Below are 17,808 nucleotides of genomic sequence, written 5' to 3' on the forward strand. Positions count from 1 at the left end.
CATGACCGGCCTGCGCAGTCCGCTGCGCGGCCAACACGATGTGGTACCGCGCAGCCTGCTGCGCATACAACCCAACAGCACCGAAAGGAATCAGCGCCGTGAACAAAGTCTACCGTCTGGTCTTCAACCGTACGCTCGGGGTCATGCAGGTGGCGTCCGAGCTGGTCAACGCCGCGCACGGCGGTGCCGACAACCGGGAAGGCCGTACGGTTGGCACGCTGCGTCCGATCAGTTTCGCGCTGTGGCTGATGCTGGGGTGGGTGGGTCTGGTGCAGCCGTTGTCCGCGCAGCAGGCGCCGGCCGACCCGGGCCGAATTGCCGCAGACCCCGGCGCGCCGGCGAACCAGCGCCCGACGGTGATCACCTCGGCCAACGGCACGCCCCAGGTCAACATCACCACGCCCAGCGCTGGCGGCGTGTCGCGCAATACCTACCAGCAGTTCGACGTCGGCCAGCAGGGCGTCATCCTCAACAACTCGCGCGGTGAGGTGCAGACCCAGTTGGGCGGCTGGGTGCAGGGCAATCCGTGGCTGGCCACGGGTAGCGCGCGCGTCATCCTCAACGAGATCAACAGCAGCAATCCGAGCCACCTCAATGGCTACGTGGAAGTGGCGGGTGCGCGGGCGCAGGTGGTCATCGCCAACCCGGCCGGCATCCAGGTCAATGGCGCGGGCTTCCTCAATGCCAGCCGGGTGACCCTCACCACCGGTACGCCGATCGTCACCCAGGGCGTGCTGGACGGGTACCGCGTGGAAGGTGGCAGCATCGGTATCGGTGGCGCAGGCCTGGATACCAGTCGCGCCGACTACACCGACATCATCACCCGTTCGCTGCAGGTCAACGCCGGCATCTGGGCCAACCAGCTGCAGGCCAGCCTGGGCAGCAACGTGGTCAGCGCTGACCACAGCAGCGTGCAGCTGCAGAGTCCTGCATCCGCGGCGCCCACCTTCGCGCTGGATGTGGGCGCGCTGGGCGGCATGTACGCCAATCGCATCTGGCTGGTCGGCAACGAACACGGCGTGGGCGTGAGCAACGCCGGCAAGATCGGCGCGCAGGCCGGCGAGCTGGTCGTCACTGCCGACGGCCGGCTGCAGAACACCGGCGCGATGCATGCGCAACAGGACCTGCGCATCGATGCCAGCGCGGGCATCGCCAATGCCGGCACGCTCAGTGCCGAGCGCGAGCTGCGCGTGCAGACCCCGGCAGATATGGACAATAGTGGCGGCACGCTCAATGCGCGACGCATCGAAGTGAATGCCGATGCGCTGCGCAACCGCGGCGGCAGCATCGAACAGCTTGGCGCGCAGGTGCTGCAGCTGCAGGCGGCCGACGTCAGCAATCTGCAGGGCCGCATCGGCAACGTGGCCAGTGCGTCGCCGGGTACCGGCACCGGTACCCTGCCAGGCACGGGTACACCGGCAACCGGGACACCGGGTACGGGCAACCCGGGTACCGGCACGCCAGGCACGGGGACCCCGGGCACCGGCTCTCCTGGCACCGGCACCCCGCCGGTCACGTCGCTCCCGCCGCTGGCAACCGGCCTGCTCAACATCGCCGGAACCCTGAGCAACGACGGCGGCCGCATTGAAGCCAGTGGCGACCTGCAGCTCAGCGCCCGCAACAGCCTGGACAACAGCGACGGCACCCTGGGCGCAAGCACCCTGCAGGTGCAGGGACAGGCGCTGCGCAACATGCGTGGCACCCTGCAGGTCCAGGGCGCGGCCAGCGCGCAGGTGCAACAGCTGGACAACAGCGGCGGCCGCATGACCTTCGCCCGTGGCTTCGAGTTGAAGGCGATGTCGGCGATCAATCGCGGCGGCAGCCTTGCCCACGGTGGCAGCGCCGAGACGACCTGGACGATTGGCCAGCTCGACAACAGCGAGGGCAGCATCTCCAGCAATGCCACGCGCCTGGGTCTGGACATCGGCACCCTGGTCAACACGCGAGGTGGCATCAGCCACGCTGGCAGTGAAGGGCTGTTGCTGCGTGCGGGGGTACTGGACGGTGTGCAGGGCAGCATCGCCACCGCAGGCGCGGCAGACCTGCTGCTGGGCCGTGCCGACCATCGCGGTGCGCAGCTGGTCGCCCGCGAGCTCGAGCTGACCGCACAGGACTTCGACAACCGTGGCGGCCGCGTGCTGTCCACCGGGCTGCAGGCCAGTACGCTCAACGTCCGCAATCACCTGGACAACAGCGACGGTGGCCTGCTGGCCAGCAACGCCGACCTGCAGATCGACGCGGCGTCCTTCGGCAATGCTGCCGGCACCGTGGAGCAGGCGGGCGCCGGCAACCTGCGCATTGCCACCGCCAACCTGCAGGGCCAGGGCGGCACTGTTCTCAGCAACGGCACCCTGCAGCTGCACGGCAATACCCTGAACCTGCGCAACGGCACCACCGCCGCGCAGCGCATCGATGCACGTGCCGGCGACCTGACCACCGCCGGTGGCACGCTGACCTCGACGGGCGGCGACGCGCTGCAGCTGCAGGTATCGCGCACCCTGGACAACAGCGGCGGCACCGTTGGCGCCAATGGTGCGCTGGACATCAACAGTGGCATCCTCATCAACGATGGCGGCAAACTGATCGCCGCAGGCACTGGCACCAGCCGCATCCATGCTAGCCAGCGGTTGCAGAACCAGCGCGGCCTGCTGTCCGGCAATGGCGATCTGGACATCAAGGCCGATGGGCTGCTGAACGAGGGCGGCAGCATCGACCATGCCGGCACCGGCACGCTGCAGATCGAGGCGATCACCGTGCAGGGGGCTGGCGGCAGCATCGCCAGCAACGGCCAGCTGCAGTTGAGCGGGCAGCAGCTGGACCTGCAGAAGGGCAACACCCGCGCCCGTGACGTGACGATCACGGCCACGGGCCTGGACACCAGCGGCGGCAGCCTGTTGTCCCTGGGCAACAACGCGATGCAGTTGCAGGTGCAGGGCCTGCTGCGCAACGACGGCGGCAGCATCAGCGCCAATGGCGCGCAGCAGATCCAGGCGGGCGCGCTGTCCAACCGCGGCGGTGCGCTCACTTCGGCGGGTACTGCAGCGTCGCAGATCCGGGTCGACGGCACGCTCGATAACAGTGGCGGCAGCATCGCCAGCAACGCGGCCAATCTGCAGCTGAAGAGCGGCGCGCTGGTCAATGCCGGCGGTACCCTCAGCCATGCGGGCAGCGCCGGCCTGGTCATCGATACCGGGCGCCTGGACGGGGCGAAGGGACAGATTGCCACTGCTGGCGCCCTGCAGCTCACTGCGGCCGAGGTCGACCACCAGGACGCATCGCTGGCTGCCGCACAGCTGGATATCACGGCGGCCGGGTTGGACAACCGCGGTGGGCGCATCATCGCCACCGGCACCGGCGGCAACACGCTGCGCGTGCAGGGCACGCTGGACAATGGCAATGGAGGCACCGTTGCCAGCAATGGCAACCTGGACATCCACGCGCGCACCTTCGGCAACGCCGGAGGAACCGTGCAGCAGGCCGGTTCCGGCAGCCTGGTCATCACCACGCAGGACCTGACCGGCGCCGGTGGCACCCTGCTCAGCAACGGTTCGCTGGACCTGCAGGGCGATACCCTCGATCTGCGCGATGGCACCACGACGGCGCAACGCATCAGCATCGCCGGTGACAGCGTGATCACCGCGGGCGGCAATCTGAGCGCGCTCGGCAGCCAGGTGCTCCAGTTGCAGGCCCGCAGCCTGCTCGACAATACCGGCGGAACGCTGGGCAGCAATGGCGCCGTCGACGTGCACGCAGGCCGCTTCGTCAACGACCACGGCAAGTTCATCGCCGCCGGTGACGCTGCATCCGCAATCCGTGCCGCGCAGCTGGAGAACCGCAGCGGCTCGATCTCCGCCAACGGCAACCTGCGCATCGACGCGCAGATGCTGTCGGGCCAGGGCGGCAGCATCGGTGCTGCCCGCGCGCTGTCTCTGCAGGGCGGTTCATTGGATCTCCGCGGCGGCAGCGTGGCGGCCGAGCAGCTCGATATCGTGGCCGACGGCCTGGACAACAGTGCAGGCGCGCTGCGTGCAACCGGCAGCGGAACGCTGGCATTGCAAGTAAGCGGCCGGCTGGCCAACGACGCGGGCACCATCGCCAGCAACGGTGCGCAGCACATTGAAGCCGGTGAGCTCTCCAACCGTGGCGGCACGCTCAGTTCGGCCGGCAGCGCGTCCACTGAGCTGCGCGTCAATGGCCTGTTCGACAACAGCAACGGCACGCTGGCCAGCAATGGTGCGGCGCTGAAGATCGACGCCGGCAGCATGGCCAACGTCAAGGGCACGCTCAGCCATGCCGGCACGCAGGGCCTGCTGCTGCGTACCGGGCAACTGGATGGCCAGGGCGGCACCATTGCCAGCGCAGGGGGCATCACCCTGCAGGCGGGCAGCGTGGACCATCGCGGCGCCACCCTGCAGGCCGAGCGCATCGCGCTGGACGCACAGTCGTTCGACAACCGGGCCGGCAAGGTCATCGCAACCGGTGCCGAGGGCAGCCGGATCGAGGTGGCCGGCACGCTGGACAACGGCGAGGGTGGCCTGCTGGCCAGCAATGGCGACCTGGGCATCCAGGCGGCGGTGTTCGACAATGCCGGCGGTGGCGTGCAGCACGCCGGCGAAGGCGTGCTGTCGATCAGCGCCGGAGCGCTCAACGGTACGGGCGGCACGCTGGTCAGCAATGGCAGCCTGCTGCTCAAGGGCACCACCACCGACCTGCGGGCGGGTGTCACCTCCGCCAAGCGGATCGAGGTGGACACCGGCACCCTGGTCACCGCCGGCGGCACGCTGACCGCGACCGGCAGTGACATGCTGCGGCTGAGCGCACGCGAACGCATCGACAACAGCGGCGGTACGGTGTCCAGCAACGGCGGCCTGGATCTGCGCAGCGCCGTGCTGGTCAACGCCGGCGGTACGCTGCAGTCCGCGGGTACAGCGGCCAGCCAGCTGAGCATCGGCCAGGACCTCAACAACCGCGGTGGCCGCATCCTGGCCAACGGTGGGCTCGGCATCGCTTCCGGCAGCATCGACAATCAGGGCGGTGCGCTGCACAGCGCTGAACGGCTGGTGGTCAAGGCCGATGGCCTGCTCGACAACAGCAACAAGGGCGTGATTGCCAGTGGCGCGGGCATGCAGGTGGCGGCGGCTTCGCTGGACAACCGCAGCGGCAGCATCGAGCAGGCGGGTGACGGCCTGCTGCAGATCGATGCCACTACGCTGCAGGGCCACGCCGGCCGTATCGTGAGCAACGGCGAGCTGCAGCTGAAGGGCGAGACCGTCGATCTGAGTGCGGGCACCACGGCCGCGCAGCAGGTCAGCATCGAGGTCGGCCAGCTCGACAACACGGGCGGTACGCTGAACGCCACCGGCAACCAGGCGATGTCGCTGCAGGTGCGCGGCGCGCTGGGCAATGACGGCGGCACCATTGCCGCCAACGGCGCGCAGCAGATCAGCGCCGGTTCGCTGTCGAATGCGGGCGGCACGTTGAGCTCGGCAGGTACGTCCGACAGCCGGGTCACCGTCACCGGCCGATTCAACAACGGCGGCGGCACCCTCGCCAGCAATGCCGGCAACCTGCGTATCGATGCCGGGCAGCTGGTGAACGCCGCGGGCAGCATCGTCCATGCAGGCAAGGGCGTGTTGACCGTGCAGGCCAACCAGCTGGATGGAGCTGCCGGAAGCATCGCCACGGCAGGCGCATTGCAGCTGGATGCGATGACTGTGGACCATCGCGGCGCCACGCTCAGTGCCGATCACTTCAACATCATTGCCGACCGCTTCGACAACCAGAACGGCAAGCTGCTGGCGACGGGCACGCAGGCCAGCAGTGTGCAGGCCACCACCTCACTGGACAATGGCGGCAACGGTCTGATCGCCAGCAATGGCGACTTGGCCCTGACCAGCGCAGTGTTCGGCAATGCTGGCGGCACCGTGCAGCAGGCCGGCACCGGCACGCTGGCCATCAACGCGCACACCTTGAATGGCCAGGGCGGCAAGCTGCTCAGCAATGGCGCCCTGCAGTTGACCGGCGAGACCACCGACCTGAGTGACGGCACGCTGTCGGCTGCCCGCATCGCCGTGGATACCGGCACGCTGCTCAACGCGGGCGGTTCGATCATCGCCTCCGGTCGCGATGCCTTGAAGGTGTCCGCGCGCGAAAGGCTGGACAACACCGGTGGCACGCTTGCCGGCAATGGCACGCTGGATCTGCGCAGCGCGCAGCTGCTCAACAACCGGGGCACGATCCAGGCTGCCGGCGGCGGTGGCAGCACCCTGGCGATCACCCGTGCGCTGGAGAATCGCGGAGGCCGCATCCTGACCACAGGAGACGCCACCCTCACAGCAGGTGCGTTCGACAATCGCGGCGGCACCGTGCACAGCGATGGCACCAGCGCGTTGACCGTGCGCGTCGACAGCCTGCTCGAGAACAGCGACAAGGGCACCCTGTCCGCCGGAGGCACGCTGCTGGCCGAGGCACAGTCCATCAACAACGACGGTGGCACCGTGGCGGCTGGTCAGGACATGCAGCTGACCAGCGGTGAAGTGCTGCGCAACCAGGCTGGCCTGGTCCAGGCCGGCAAGCACCTGCAGGTCTCGGCCAGCGGCCTGAACAACACCAGTGGCCGGATCATCGCCAACGACCTGCAGCTGGATACCCGCGGCCAGGCGCTGGACAACCGCAGCGGCATCATTGCCAGCCTTTCCGGAAATGCGGAGCTGCGCAGTGGTGCGCTGGACAATACCGGCGGGTTGTTGCAATCGGCGGCGGCGCTCAGCATCAACACTTGGGGACAGCGGCTGACCAATGCCAGTTCCAATGGCAACGGCATCGTCAGCAGCGGCACGCTGCAGATCCGCAGCGGCGATCTCGACAACCGTGGCGGCGCCGTGTCCGCCAAGTCCGGCGCCGACGTGCAGGCCATCAACATCGACAACAGTGGCGGTGGCTCGCTGGTGAGTGCGGCCGACCTGCTGCTGCGCGCGCAGCAGCTGGCCAACAGTGGTGGCAGCGTGACCGCCGCTGGCAACGCCGATATCGGCTTGCAGGGCGCGCTGCTCAACAGTGGCGGCCTGGTGGCCGCAACCGGCCGCCTCGACCTGCAGGCCAGCCACGTCGACAACCGCAATACGCTCAGCCCGGGCAATGGTCCTGCACTGGGGCTGCAGGGCAAGACCCTGCAGGTAACCACCAGCAACCTGGACAACCAGAACGGCCAGGTGATTGCGGACAACCTCGTGCTGCAGGTGAACCAGCGCCTGGACAACAGCGGTGGCCTGGTGTCGGCGGCCCTGGGCTCCGATGTCCGCGCCGATACCCTGGTCAACAGCGGCGGCACCCTGGTGGCCGGCAGGCAGCAGACCCTCCGCACCCGCGAGATCATCGGTGACGGCCGGCTGATGTCGCAGGGTGACATGACCCTGGAGCTGGGACAGAGCCACACCAACCGTGGCGAGATGGTGGCCAACGGCACGCTGAGCCTGTCCATCCAGGGCAACCTGGACAACACCGGCAAGCTGGCCGGCGCCAACGTCAACATCAATGCGGGCAACATCACCAATGCGTCCACCGGCGAGATCAGCAGCATCGGCCTGACCCGCCTTGCAGCGGGCGGCGCACTGGTCAACTACGGCCTGCTGGACGGCAACGTCACCCATATCACCGCCGCGACCGTCGACAACATCGGCAGCGGCCGCATCTACGGTGACCGCGTCGCCATCCAGGCGGGCTCGCTCAACAACGTGGCGGCCAACATCGGTGGCGTGGAGCGTGCAGGCACCATCGCCGCGCGCCAGCGCGTGGACCTCGGCGTCGGCACGCTGACCAACAGCGGCAAGAGCCTGATCTTCAGCGATGGCGACGCCGCCATCGGCGGCGCCCTGAACGGCCTGGCCGCAGTTGGCAGCGCGCAGCGGGTGGACAACATCGGATCCACCATCGAGGTCAGCGGCAACCTGGATCTGTCCGCGCTGGCAGTGAACAACATCCGCGAGAACGTAGTCGTGGAGAAGGTCACCACCGTGCACGCGCCGGTCCGGCTGGAGCAGCCCGGCTGGTTCAAGAACGCCAACAACAACAACCGCGATTTCAGGGCAACCTCGAACTACCAGCCGTACGAGATCTACTACCTTGATCCGTCGGACATCCTGGAAGACACCCCCTACGTCACCCCGGATGGCCAGCAGATCCGCAAGGCGGTCATCCGGCTGACCAGCAACACCAGCGCCTATGCCTTTGCCCGCGGCGGCGCGTACGGTGCGCGCGCTTCACGCGAACGCCTCAACGTGCAGGACGGCACCGTCACGATCTATTACGTCGGCCGTGCCGACAACCGCAACAATCCCGACCAGCTCGGCGCGGGCGCGGAAGATCCCTTCCGCGACCTCTCCGTCCGCGGGGCCGGTTCGCCGCCGATCGAGTACGTGACCGATACCCTCCGGTACAACAACGCCTACGGCACCTGCACCACCACCTGCGTGCAGCTCATCACTTATCCGGACTATGACAATCCGGATGCGACGCTGATCAACATGCAGCGTCACCCGCAGGAGACCAGCGGCAACGAGAAGACCCGCATTGCCACCCGCACCACCGTGGAAGACGTGGTGGTCTCGGCAGGCAACAACGCCGTGATCAATGCGGGCGGCAACATGCGGATCAGCACCGATCGGCTGGAGAACCGTTTCGCCAACATCGCTGCGGGTCGCGACCTGGCCATCGTCGGCCTGAATCGCGATCAATCCGAGGTGATCAATGCTGCCGAGCAGCTGACCCGCACCAGCACCTTCGACAACGTGTCCATCACCTACGGTGGCTCCTCCAGCCGCTGGAAGGCGGCACCGATCACCGAGAAGACCGGTGCGTTGGGTTCGTCGATAACCGCCGGTGGCAAGCTCACCATCGATGTCGGCAACCTGCGCAACGACAACACCGGGGGCAGCAACCCCAACGCCGGTGGTGGCAAGGGCACCGCGCAGGTGGATACCAACGGCCGCGGTGCAGGTGCGGTCGGTCCCGGCGCGGGCAGCGTGCAGGGGCCCGGCCAGAGCACGGGGCAGGGTGCGGGCAGCGTGGACGCGCAGGGGCCGGGCGCCGCTGGCGCGGCGCAGGGGGCCAACGGCGGCCATCAGCAGGCGGTAGCGCAGGCCGACGGCGTGCGGGCAGACGCGGCGGGTGCCCAGGGCCCCGGCCAGGCCGGCAATGCCGGGGCGGGCGCTGGCACGACCCAGGACATCAGTGCCACCGAGGCCGGGCAGGCCAATGCCAACGGCCCGGCGGCGGTGCGCGCCGGAGAGCATGCCGGCAGTGGTGGCAATGCCGCGGTGGATGGCAAGCAGGCCACAACGACAACCGGTGCTGATCCGCGCGTGGTGGTCACCACCAACCCGAATGCCAGTGCGCCCACCGCCAGCCTGTTCAATGTGGATGCCAACCGTGGCAACCACATCGTGGAAACCGACCCGCGCTTTACCAGCTATCGTGATTGGCTCAGCTCGGACTACCTTCTGCAGCGCGCAGGCTTCGATCCCGCGCAGACGCAGAAGCGTCTGGGTGATGGCTTCTACGAGCAGAAGCTGGTGCGCGAGCAGATCGGAGAGCTCACCGGCCGCCGCTTCCTTAGCGGCCACGCCAGCGACGAGGAGCAGTACCGCGCGCTGCTGGAGGCCGGTGCCACGGTGGCGAGCGAATGGGACCTGCGCCCCGGCGTAGCGCTCACCGCCGAGCAGATGGCACGCCTGACCAGCGACATCGTCTGGCTGGTGGAAAAGGACGTCACCCTGGCCGATGGCTCGGTGGTTCGCGCGCTGGTCCCGCAGGTCTACCTGCGGGTGCTGCCGGGCGACCTTGGCAACGATGGCGCATTGCTGGCCGGCGCGGAGGTGGACGTCAAGCTGCGCGGTGACCTGGTTAACAGCGGCACGATTGCCGGCCGGCAGCTGGTCAGCATCGATGCCGGCAACATCCGCAACCTGTCTGGCGGCCAGATCAGCGGTGCCCAGGTGGGCCTGTCGGCGCGGCAGGACATCGACATCATCGGAAGTACCGTCAAGGCTACCGATGCGCTCGCACTGAAGGCCGGCGGCAACATCACCGTGGCTTCGACTACCACGGAATGGAAGGACCAGGGCGATCGCCTGTCGCAGCAGAAGACCACGCTCGATCGCGTGGCTGGCCTGTATGTCACCAATCCCAGCGGCGACGGCGTGCTGTCGGTGGTGGCCGGCGGTGACATCGGCCTCAAGGCGGCGGAGATCCGCAATGCCGGGAAGGATGGCATCACCCAGCTGGTTGCTGGCGGCACCCTGGACCTGGGTGCGCAGACGCTGGGCCAGAGCAGCGCGCTGAACCACGACAACCGCAATCACACCAGCAACAGCCAGACTACGCATGCGGTGTCTTCGATTGAAGGCGCTGGCGATGTGGTGCTGGCAGCGGGCAAGGACATCAACCTGGCTGCAACCCGCATCAAGGCCGATGGCGGCATGGCCCTCCAGGCCGGTGGGGACATCAACAGCCAGGTGCTGGTGGACAGCCGCAGCAGCGACTTCAACGCCGGTGGCAAGCGCAGCTCGCTGCAGATCAGCCAGAGTGATGAGACCGTGCGCGGCAGCCAGCTTCTGGCTGGCGACAACATGGTGCTGAGGGCAAACCGCGATATCAATCTGACCGCTACCCAGGCCACCAGCTCGGATGGCACGTTGAGTGTGACCGCCGGTCGCGACGTCAACCTGCTCTCGGCCAGCGAGACGCATGACTTCAGCCTGGACAGTTACGATAAGAAAAAGAAGACACTTTCGAGCACCACCACCACCCGCCATGCCGAGAGCAGCGACAGCTACGCGATCGGCACCGGTCTGATGGGCGAGAGCGTGAGCGTCACCGCCGGCCGTGACCTGACCGCGGTGGGCGCGGTGGTCGATGCCACGGGTACGGTCGTTCTCGGCGCTGGCAACAATGTGCTGATCACCTCCGCTGAGGACCATCACAGCAGCGAGTCCAGCGAGAGCAGGAAGAAGTCCGGCTTCACCGGTGGCTTCTCCAATGGCACCGCTTCGATCGGTTACGGTAGCTCGAAGAACAGCAGCAGCACTGCCGAGCAGTCGACCACCCAGGTCGGCTCGGCCATCGCCTCGCGCGAAGGCAGCGTGCTGATCAACGCCGGCAACCAATTGACGGTCGCGGCGTCCGACGTGGCGGCAGGCAAGGATCTGACCCTGGTCGGCAGGGACATCAATCTGGTTGCCCGGCAGGACACCGTGGATACGCAGTCCAGCCAGTCGAGCAAGTCCAGCGGGTTCTCGGTGGGCGTCACCTACGACCCGGCCAAGGCGTACCGCGCCGCACGCGACAACGCTACCGAAGGCATGGCCGATAGCGGCACGATGATGGGCCGGATCACGCGCACCGCCGAGGGCGTGGCGGCCGGCGTGTCGGCGGCTGTGCTGCCGGCGATCACGGCTGGCAGCCAGCGCTCGAACAGCAACCAGAGCCACTCGACCAGTGATGCCCGGGTCAGCAACCTCAATGCAGGTGGCAATCTCTCGCTGATTGCCAATGGCGGCTCGATCACCAGCCAGGGTGCGCAGATGTCGGCCGAGGGCAATGCCGCCCTGCTGGCCACCAAGGACATCGTGTTCGATGTCGCGCACAATACCGAGCGCAGTGACAGCGACAGCCGTGGCAAGGGTTGGGGTATCGCCACCAACTCGGCAGGCCTGCCGTTCGGCACCAACAACTCACGCAGCGATGGCGCCGGACAGAGCGACACCATTACCGGCACCCAGCTGTCGGTCGGTGGTGGCGTGCGCATGGCCACCACGGAGGGTGACATCGGTCTCACTGCTGCGAACATTGCGGCGGAGAAGGACGTCAGCATCCGTGCTGCGGGCGATCTGACGATCCGTAGCGGGCAGGACACGGTCAGCAATGCCAACCGCTCGGACAGCAAGGCGATCGGCACTGTGCAGATCTCCGATACCGAGAAATTCTCCGGTTGGCATCGCGAACAGCATCGCGATGACAGCGCGCAGGTCTCACAGGTGGCCAGCACCGTCGGCAGCCTCGGCGGCAACGTCAACCTCACCGCAGGTGGCAAGTACACGCAGAGCGCCAGCAATGTAGTGGCAGCCAAGGACGTGAACATCACCGCTGCCGAGATCGAGCTGCTGACCGCCGACGAAAGTGGCCACTACTCGCAGAGCGAAAAGGACCTGAAGATCGGTGCCTTCGCGCGGGTGAAGTCGCCATTGATCGATCTGCTTAACAACGTCGACGCCGCGCGCAAGTCCGACGACCGCCTGCAGAAGATGCAGGGACTTGCCGCTGGTGCCAATGCCTATCAGGCCGCCAGTGCCATCTCCAGCATGGCCGGCAAGGGCGGAGGCGGGGCACTGCTCAGTGCCGAGGCCGGCGTCGGCTTCAAGACCTCCAGCAGCAGTGCCGATGGCAGCAGCCAGGTCTCGCGCGGCTCCACCATCCAAGGGGGCGGCAACGTCAACCTGACCAGCACCCAGGGCGACATCCACGTGGTGCAGGGCAATCTGAGCGCGGGCAACACGCTCAGTCTGGATTCGGCCGGTGACATCCTGCTGGAAGCGGGCAAGGCGCACGTGGCCGACCGCAGCAAGAGCAGCAATGCTGGCGCCGAAGTCGGCGTGGGCGTCGCAGTGGGCGCGCAGACCGGCGTGTACGTTTACGCCGAAGCCAGCGTCGGCAGCAGCAAGTCCAATGCCGAGAGCAGCACCTGGCAGAACACCACGCTGACCGGCAAGAACATCTCGATGAAGGCCGAGGGCGATACCACCCTCCGTGGCGCCACGGCGACCGCTGATCGCATCGACGTCAAGACCGGCGGCACGCTGACCATCGAGTCGTTGCAGGACATCGCCGAGAGCATGTCCAAGAACAGCCAGGTGGGTGGCCGCGTGCAGGTGTCGTTCGGCACTGCGTGGAATGCTGATGGTTATGCCAGTGCAGGCAAGGCCAACGGCAGCTATCAGGGTGTTGGCCAGCAGAGCGGCCTGTTTGCCGGCAATGGCGGGTACCACGTCGATGCCGGCCAGGTGAACCTGGTGGGCGGCGCGATTGCCAGCACCAATGCGGGCAACAGTGAACTGACTGCGGGCTCGCTGACGTTCACCGACCTGCAGAACCACATGGACTACAAGGCCAGCTCGGGCAGCATCAGTGGTGGCTTCGGCAACGGGGGCAAGGGACCGGCCGGCAAGGGCGTGGGGGCCGGCGAGCAGCTGAAGGGCATCGGCACGAGCATCGTGACGGGCAAGTTGGAGGGGCCGACGGGTGTCTCAATGGGTGGCGGGCTGCCCATGCATGAGAGCGGCAACGACAGCTCCAGCACGCGCGCGACGCTGACCGAGGGCAACATCACCATTGGCGGCAGGAAGACCACCGCGGCCGAGCTGGGTGTCAACACCGATGCAGCCGCTGCACACCGCGCGCTGGACGCGATGCCTGATGCCAACAAGCTGCTGGCCGATCAGCAGGCAATGGCGAACGCCGCCAGCACGGTGCTCGCCACCAGCAAGCAGGTCGCCGTGGATGTGCAGGCCTATCAGAGCAACAAGGCAACCCAGGCGTACTACGACAGCCTGTCAACGGAACAGAAGAAGGCGTTCAACGCGCTGAGTGCAGAACAACGCGATGCGGTGCTGACGGCAAACAGCCCAGCCTACGAAAATGCCAAGAAGTGGGGCACGGGCGGCGAATATAACCGTGCATTGAACGCGGTGACGACAGCGCTTGTGGGAGGCGTAGCGGGACAAGGTGCTGGTCAGGTCGCTTCCAATGCACTGGCGCCCTATGCCGCCTATTTCATCGGCAGCACGCTTGACCCGAACCATGGCAGTGACCCGAACGCGACGCTTCAATTGCTGTCGCATGCGGTGTTGGGTGCGCTGCTGGCGGAAGCCAATGGTGGCAGTGCAGGGACCGGTGCCGTGTCGGCGGCAGGCGGCGAGTTGGCTGCGAAGGTGCTGACCAATACGTTGACCGGGGGAGATCCTTCCAGATTGAGTCCGGAACAGAAGGAGATGGTGCTGGCGTTGTCGCAGGCGGTGGGTGCACTGGCGGGTGGGCTGTCGGGGCAGGATCTGGCTGGGATCGCGTTGAATGCGGGGATTGCCGAGAACTCGGTTGAGAACAACTTCCTAAGTAAACGCGATGTTCGGGCGCTTAGCGACAACTTGAAACAGTGTTCCGCCACTGATGAGGCATGTCGTGTCGCAGTAGTGAAAGAAGCGAGCGAGCGCAGTATCGCGAACTCGGAGAGATTGCTTGCGTGTACTTCGAAGGAGTGTGTGGACGGGTTGATTCCTGAGATATTCAACGGAGTGCGGGATTTCAACGCTCTCTATGCGGCAGATGCTGCGAAGGATAATACGCAGAAACTCGCATTTGGCTCGATATCTGACATTGAAACGTATGCCCTTTTGCTTGCGGCCAACATGTCGGCTGGAATGCCAAAGTATCTTGACGGCAGTGTTGATCGGAAAGAATTCATTGATTCCGTGAAGAGGCTTGAATATACAGTCGGCGAACCCGGTACTACTTTCCAGTCAATTTTTGGCGCTTATGAATGGGCAGTGGGGTCCACCAAGCAGCCGCACGAGTACTCGACGACTTCGGTTGCATGCGTAGTGAGCTATACAAGCTCGTGTGGCGATGCCGTTGCACAATACAACGCGCTCAGGCGGTATGCAGGACCCGGTACGGATGGTAAGGGTTTGGCGGACAACGGCGTGGTGAGCTATCTTTCCATCATGGGTCTGTCTCTAGGTTACGTAACGCATCTCGTCGATCCGAGCACGAGTAGTCTGATCAACATCACGGTGCCTGGAGCACATGCATTGGATCCGGGCTTTGTGATCCGACAAGTGATTCCGGACGGATTCGGTGGATTCTCAGTCTCAACTAGAGGCTGGGGTACGGGCTCGAGTCCAATGTTCAACTCGAATTCGTGGGCTGATAGACAAGTGTGGAGTCCCAATACGCGCGATATTGGTAGCGAAGTTGGCAAGTTGCAGTGGCCTTGGAGTACTTTTCCCTCAAAGCAGAAATGCATGAGCTACCGGGGCCCTGATGGAAAAATGGTGGAGGTCTGCCAGTGACTGAGCGTGAATTGGGGGCAAAGATTGTCTCCGTGATTGCGAGTTCCGTGCTTGGCGGGGCTTTATTCATAGGCATTCCGCTGAGTTCTCGGATAGGAAGTCTTTCGCAGGCTGCAATTTTTACATCACTTGTTTGCATCATAGCCGCTGTGTTGGGCCTCATCTTCGGTTTGCCTGGGGTTATGCTTGTGGATAAATTTCTTCCGCGGTTCAAGGCTCGCCATGTTGTAGCTGCACCAGTCTGTGCCTTGTTGGCGTGGCTCGCGTTCGAGGGTGCCTTTTCTCCTGGCGCTTGGATAAAGGTCTGGACCAGTCCTTATTTTTGGTTTGAGTGGGCTCCTAGGCGCGCTGGCATCATGCTTTTCATCGGGTTGGCCGTGGGTACCTTCTACAGGTTGATCTGGCCTCGGATTGCGCGACTGATGAGGGTCAATAGGGCGTAGTGAATGAGGTGGGTGGAATCGGTTGCCTGTACGCAGCAAAGTGGCGCCGGCAAATAGCCAGGCGCATAGCGGCGCGAGGAAGTGGGGCGCGGCGATGAGTACTACTGTGCTTGTCATGCGGTGACGACTGCGCTGGTGGAAGGCGTGGAGCGCAGGTGCTGGTCGTGTTGCCTCCAATGCACTGGCGCCGTATGCCGCCTACTCCGTTGGCAGCACGCTTGATCCGAATCACGACAGTGACACTGATGCGATGCCGCAACCGGCGTCGCATGTGGTGCTGGTGCGCTGCTGGCGGAAGCCAATGGTGTCAGTGCGGGGACCGGTGCCGTGTCGGCGGCAGGCGTCGAGTTGGCTGCGAAGGTGCTGACCATACGTTGACCGGGGGAGATCCTTCCAGATTGAGTCCGGAACAGAAGGAGATGGCGTTGTCGCAGGCGGCGGGTGCACTGGCAGGTGGGCTGTCGGGACAGAATCTGGCCGGGATCGCGTTGAATGCGGGGATTGCCGAGAACTCGGTTGAAATAACTACCTTTCATTTGAGCAGCGAACAGCCAAAGATACTGAAAAGGTGAGGTGCGGGAAGGACGATGCCTGCCGCCGTGAGGTTGAGAGTCGATGGGCGGATGTCAGTCAAGATCAAAGTCGGGAAATGAAAGATCGCTATCTCTCGTATCTGTCTGAAGACGAGAGATCTGTGCTGTTCAATCTGAAGCCCGGACCCGCCGCATATTACGAGATCATTGCTCGAGCAGTTATTCGAGAGAGTGGAAAATCGCCAGGCTACAGTTCGATTTTCGCTCGGGACGTATCGCTTCTGAAGGAGAACGATTGGGTTGGCGCCTTGGCTGGCGGAATACCTGGGGTGACAAAGGACCCGGCAGCAGTGGGAGGAGGCACTCCTCGGCCCAAGGCTATGGGGTTGTTGGAAAATCCACTTCTGACCGACGTTAAGTTCTCAAAGGGTCAGACCAGGTATAGTGCGGATCAGACGCAAACAAACATTTCCGTTGGTGATGCGATCCGAACTCTTGAGAGTAATGGATATTCCAAGGCCGTTTCCAAGGATGGGACTGGGTGAGTTCAACCCGTCGACGCAACGGCTTGGCTCAGCTTAGCGGCTGGCGTCTGGAAGCCCAAGGTCTTACGAGGTCTTTCGTTGAGACGTCTGGCGATCTTGTTCAAGAATGCCTGCGAATGGCGGGATAGATCCGTGCCGTCGGGGAAGTACTGCCGCAGAAGGCCATTGGTGTTTTCGTTCGAACCGCGCTGCCAAGGGCTTTGCGGATCGCAGAAGTAGACCTGCGTGTCGGTCGCCACGGTGAAGTTCTTGTGGCTGGCCATCTCACCGCCTCGATCCCACGTCAGCGATTTTCGCAGCGCGGTTGGCAGTGTTTTCACTTGCCGGCTCAGCGCCGAGACGACGCTGCTGGTGTCCTTACCCTTCACTTTCACCAGCATCACGAAGCGCGAGTGCCGTTCCACAAGCGTCGCGATGTGGGAATTGTTGCTGCCCGTGATCAGATCACCCTCCCAATGCCCTGGCACGGCGCGATCTTCGACTTCCGCCGGACGCTCCCGAATCGATACCGCGTCGATGATCCCGCCGCGAGGCATCGCGGTGGCCAGCTTTGAGTGGCGCATACGGCGACGCGTGCGCAGGTGCGCCAGGAGTTCCTTCTTGAGCAGGCCGCGCGCCTGGATGAACAAGCTCCGGTAGATCGTTTCGTGCGACACCTGCAGTGCCTGGTTGAGCGGGAACCTCAGCTTAAGCCAGCCGGCGATCTGTTCCGGCGACCACTGCTGGCCCAGCTTGCAAGCCACCAACCAGCGCAGACGAGGGTTATCGGCCAACCGGCAAGACTGTGGCCTCCGGGCTGCCTCCCAAGCGGCCTCATCGGCATGTGCGGCCCGATATCGGTCACGGCCACCATGCCGTGCCACTTCCCGGCTAATCGTCGAGGTAGGCCGCCCTAGGCTGAGCGCAATCTGGCGAAACGACTGGCCAGAAGCTAGGCATCGAGATATCTCTTCGCGATCCATTAAGCTCAGCGACCGGGCGGATCGGCGACGTTCCCTCGGCGCGATCCCGCCTTGCGCGGCCAGAACCCCGAAAATCGAACCCGGATTCTTGTCAAAGAAGCGGGCAATGTCGCTGAGCGACTGGCCGCCCTTCCATCGTCGCCATAGATCTCGCTTCTGGGCTCGAGACATGCCGGGCCGCCCCATCCTTGCCATATCGTTCGCTC

Annotated in this window: 4 protein-coding genes; 3 read left to right on the forward strand and 1 reads right to left on the reverse strand. The window is 65.1% G+C overall.

What is annotated here, in order from left to right:
- Positions 1-98 precede the first annotated feature (98 nt).
- The 3 genes from NSQ78_RS00600 to NSQ78_RS00610 all read left to right on the forward strand — a co-directional run bounded on the left by NSQ78_RS00600 (position 99) and on the right by NSQ78_RS00610 (position 16,640).
- The gene (locus NSQ78_RS00600; protein WP_064237389.1) at positions 99-15,119 is read left to right on the forward strand and encodes a hemagglutinin repeat-containing protein; all 15,021 of its coding nucleotides are present in this window, start codon (positions 99-101) and stop codon (positions 15,117-15,119) included.
- An 862-nt stretch (positions 15,120-15,981) separates the two neighbouring features.
- On the forward strand, positions 15,982-16,134 hold the full coding sequence (locus NSQ78_RS00605; protein ID WP_162272189.1) for a VENN motif pre-toxin domain-containing protein: 153 nt from the start codon (positions 15,982-15,984) through the stop codon (positions 16,132-16,134).
- Between the two features lie 77 nt (positions 16,135-16,211).
- On the forward strand, positions 16,212-16,640 hold the full coding sequence (locus NSQ78_RS00610) for a hypothetical protein (protein WP_339207585.1): 429 nt from the start codon (positions 16,212-16,214) through the stop codon (positions 16,638-16,640).
- Positions 16,641-16,642: 2 nt separating this feature from the next.
- Here the strand turns inward: NSQ78_RS00610 and NSQ78_RS00615 are convergent, their stop codons facing one another.
- Positions 16,643-17,788, reverse strand: coding sequence for an IS30 family transposase (locus tag NSQ78_RS00615; RefSeq protein ID WP_125899122.1), 1,146 nt, complete (start codon positions 17,786-17,788; stop codon positions 16,643-16,645).
- Positions 17,789-17,808 lie beyond the last annotated feature (20 nt).

The organism is Stenotrophomonas sp. FSL W7-1447, assembly GCF_037966425.1.
In the GTDB taxonomy this organism is placed as follows: Bacteria; Pseudomonadota; Gammaproteobacteria; order Xanthomonadales; family Xanthomonadaceae; genus Stenotrophomonas; species Stenotrophomonas pavanii.

Coding starts and splice junctions, on each gene's coding strand:
- NSQ78_RS00615 (WP_125899122.1), bottom strand. CDS start 17,788: ATGGGGCGGCCCGGCATGTCTCGAGCCCAGAAGCGAGATCTATGGCGA.
- NSQ78_RS00605 (WP_162272189.1), top strand. CDS start 15,982: ATGGCGTTGTCGCAGGCGGCGGGTGCACTGGCAGGTGGGCTGTCGGGA.
- NSQ78_RS00610 (WP_339207585.1), top strand. CDS start 16,212: ATGAAAGATCGCTATCTCTCGTATCTGTCTGAAGACGAGAGATCTGTG.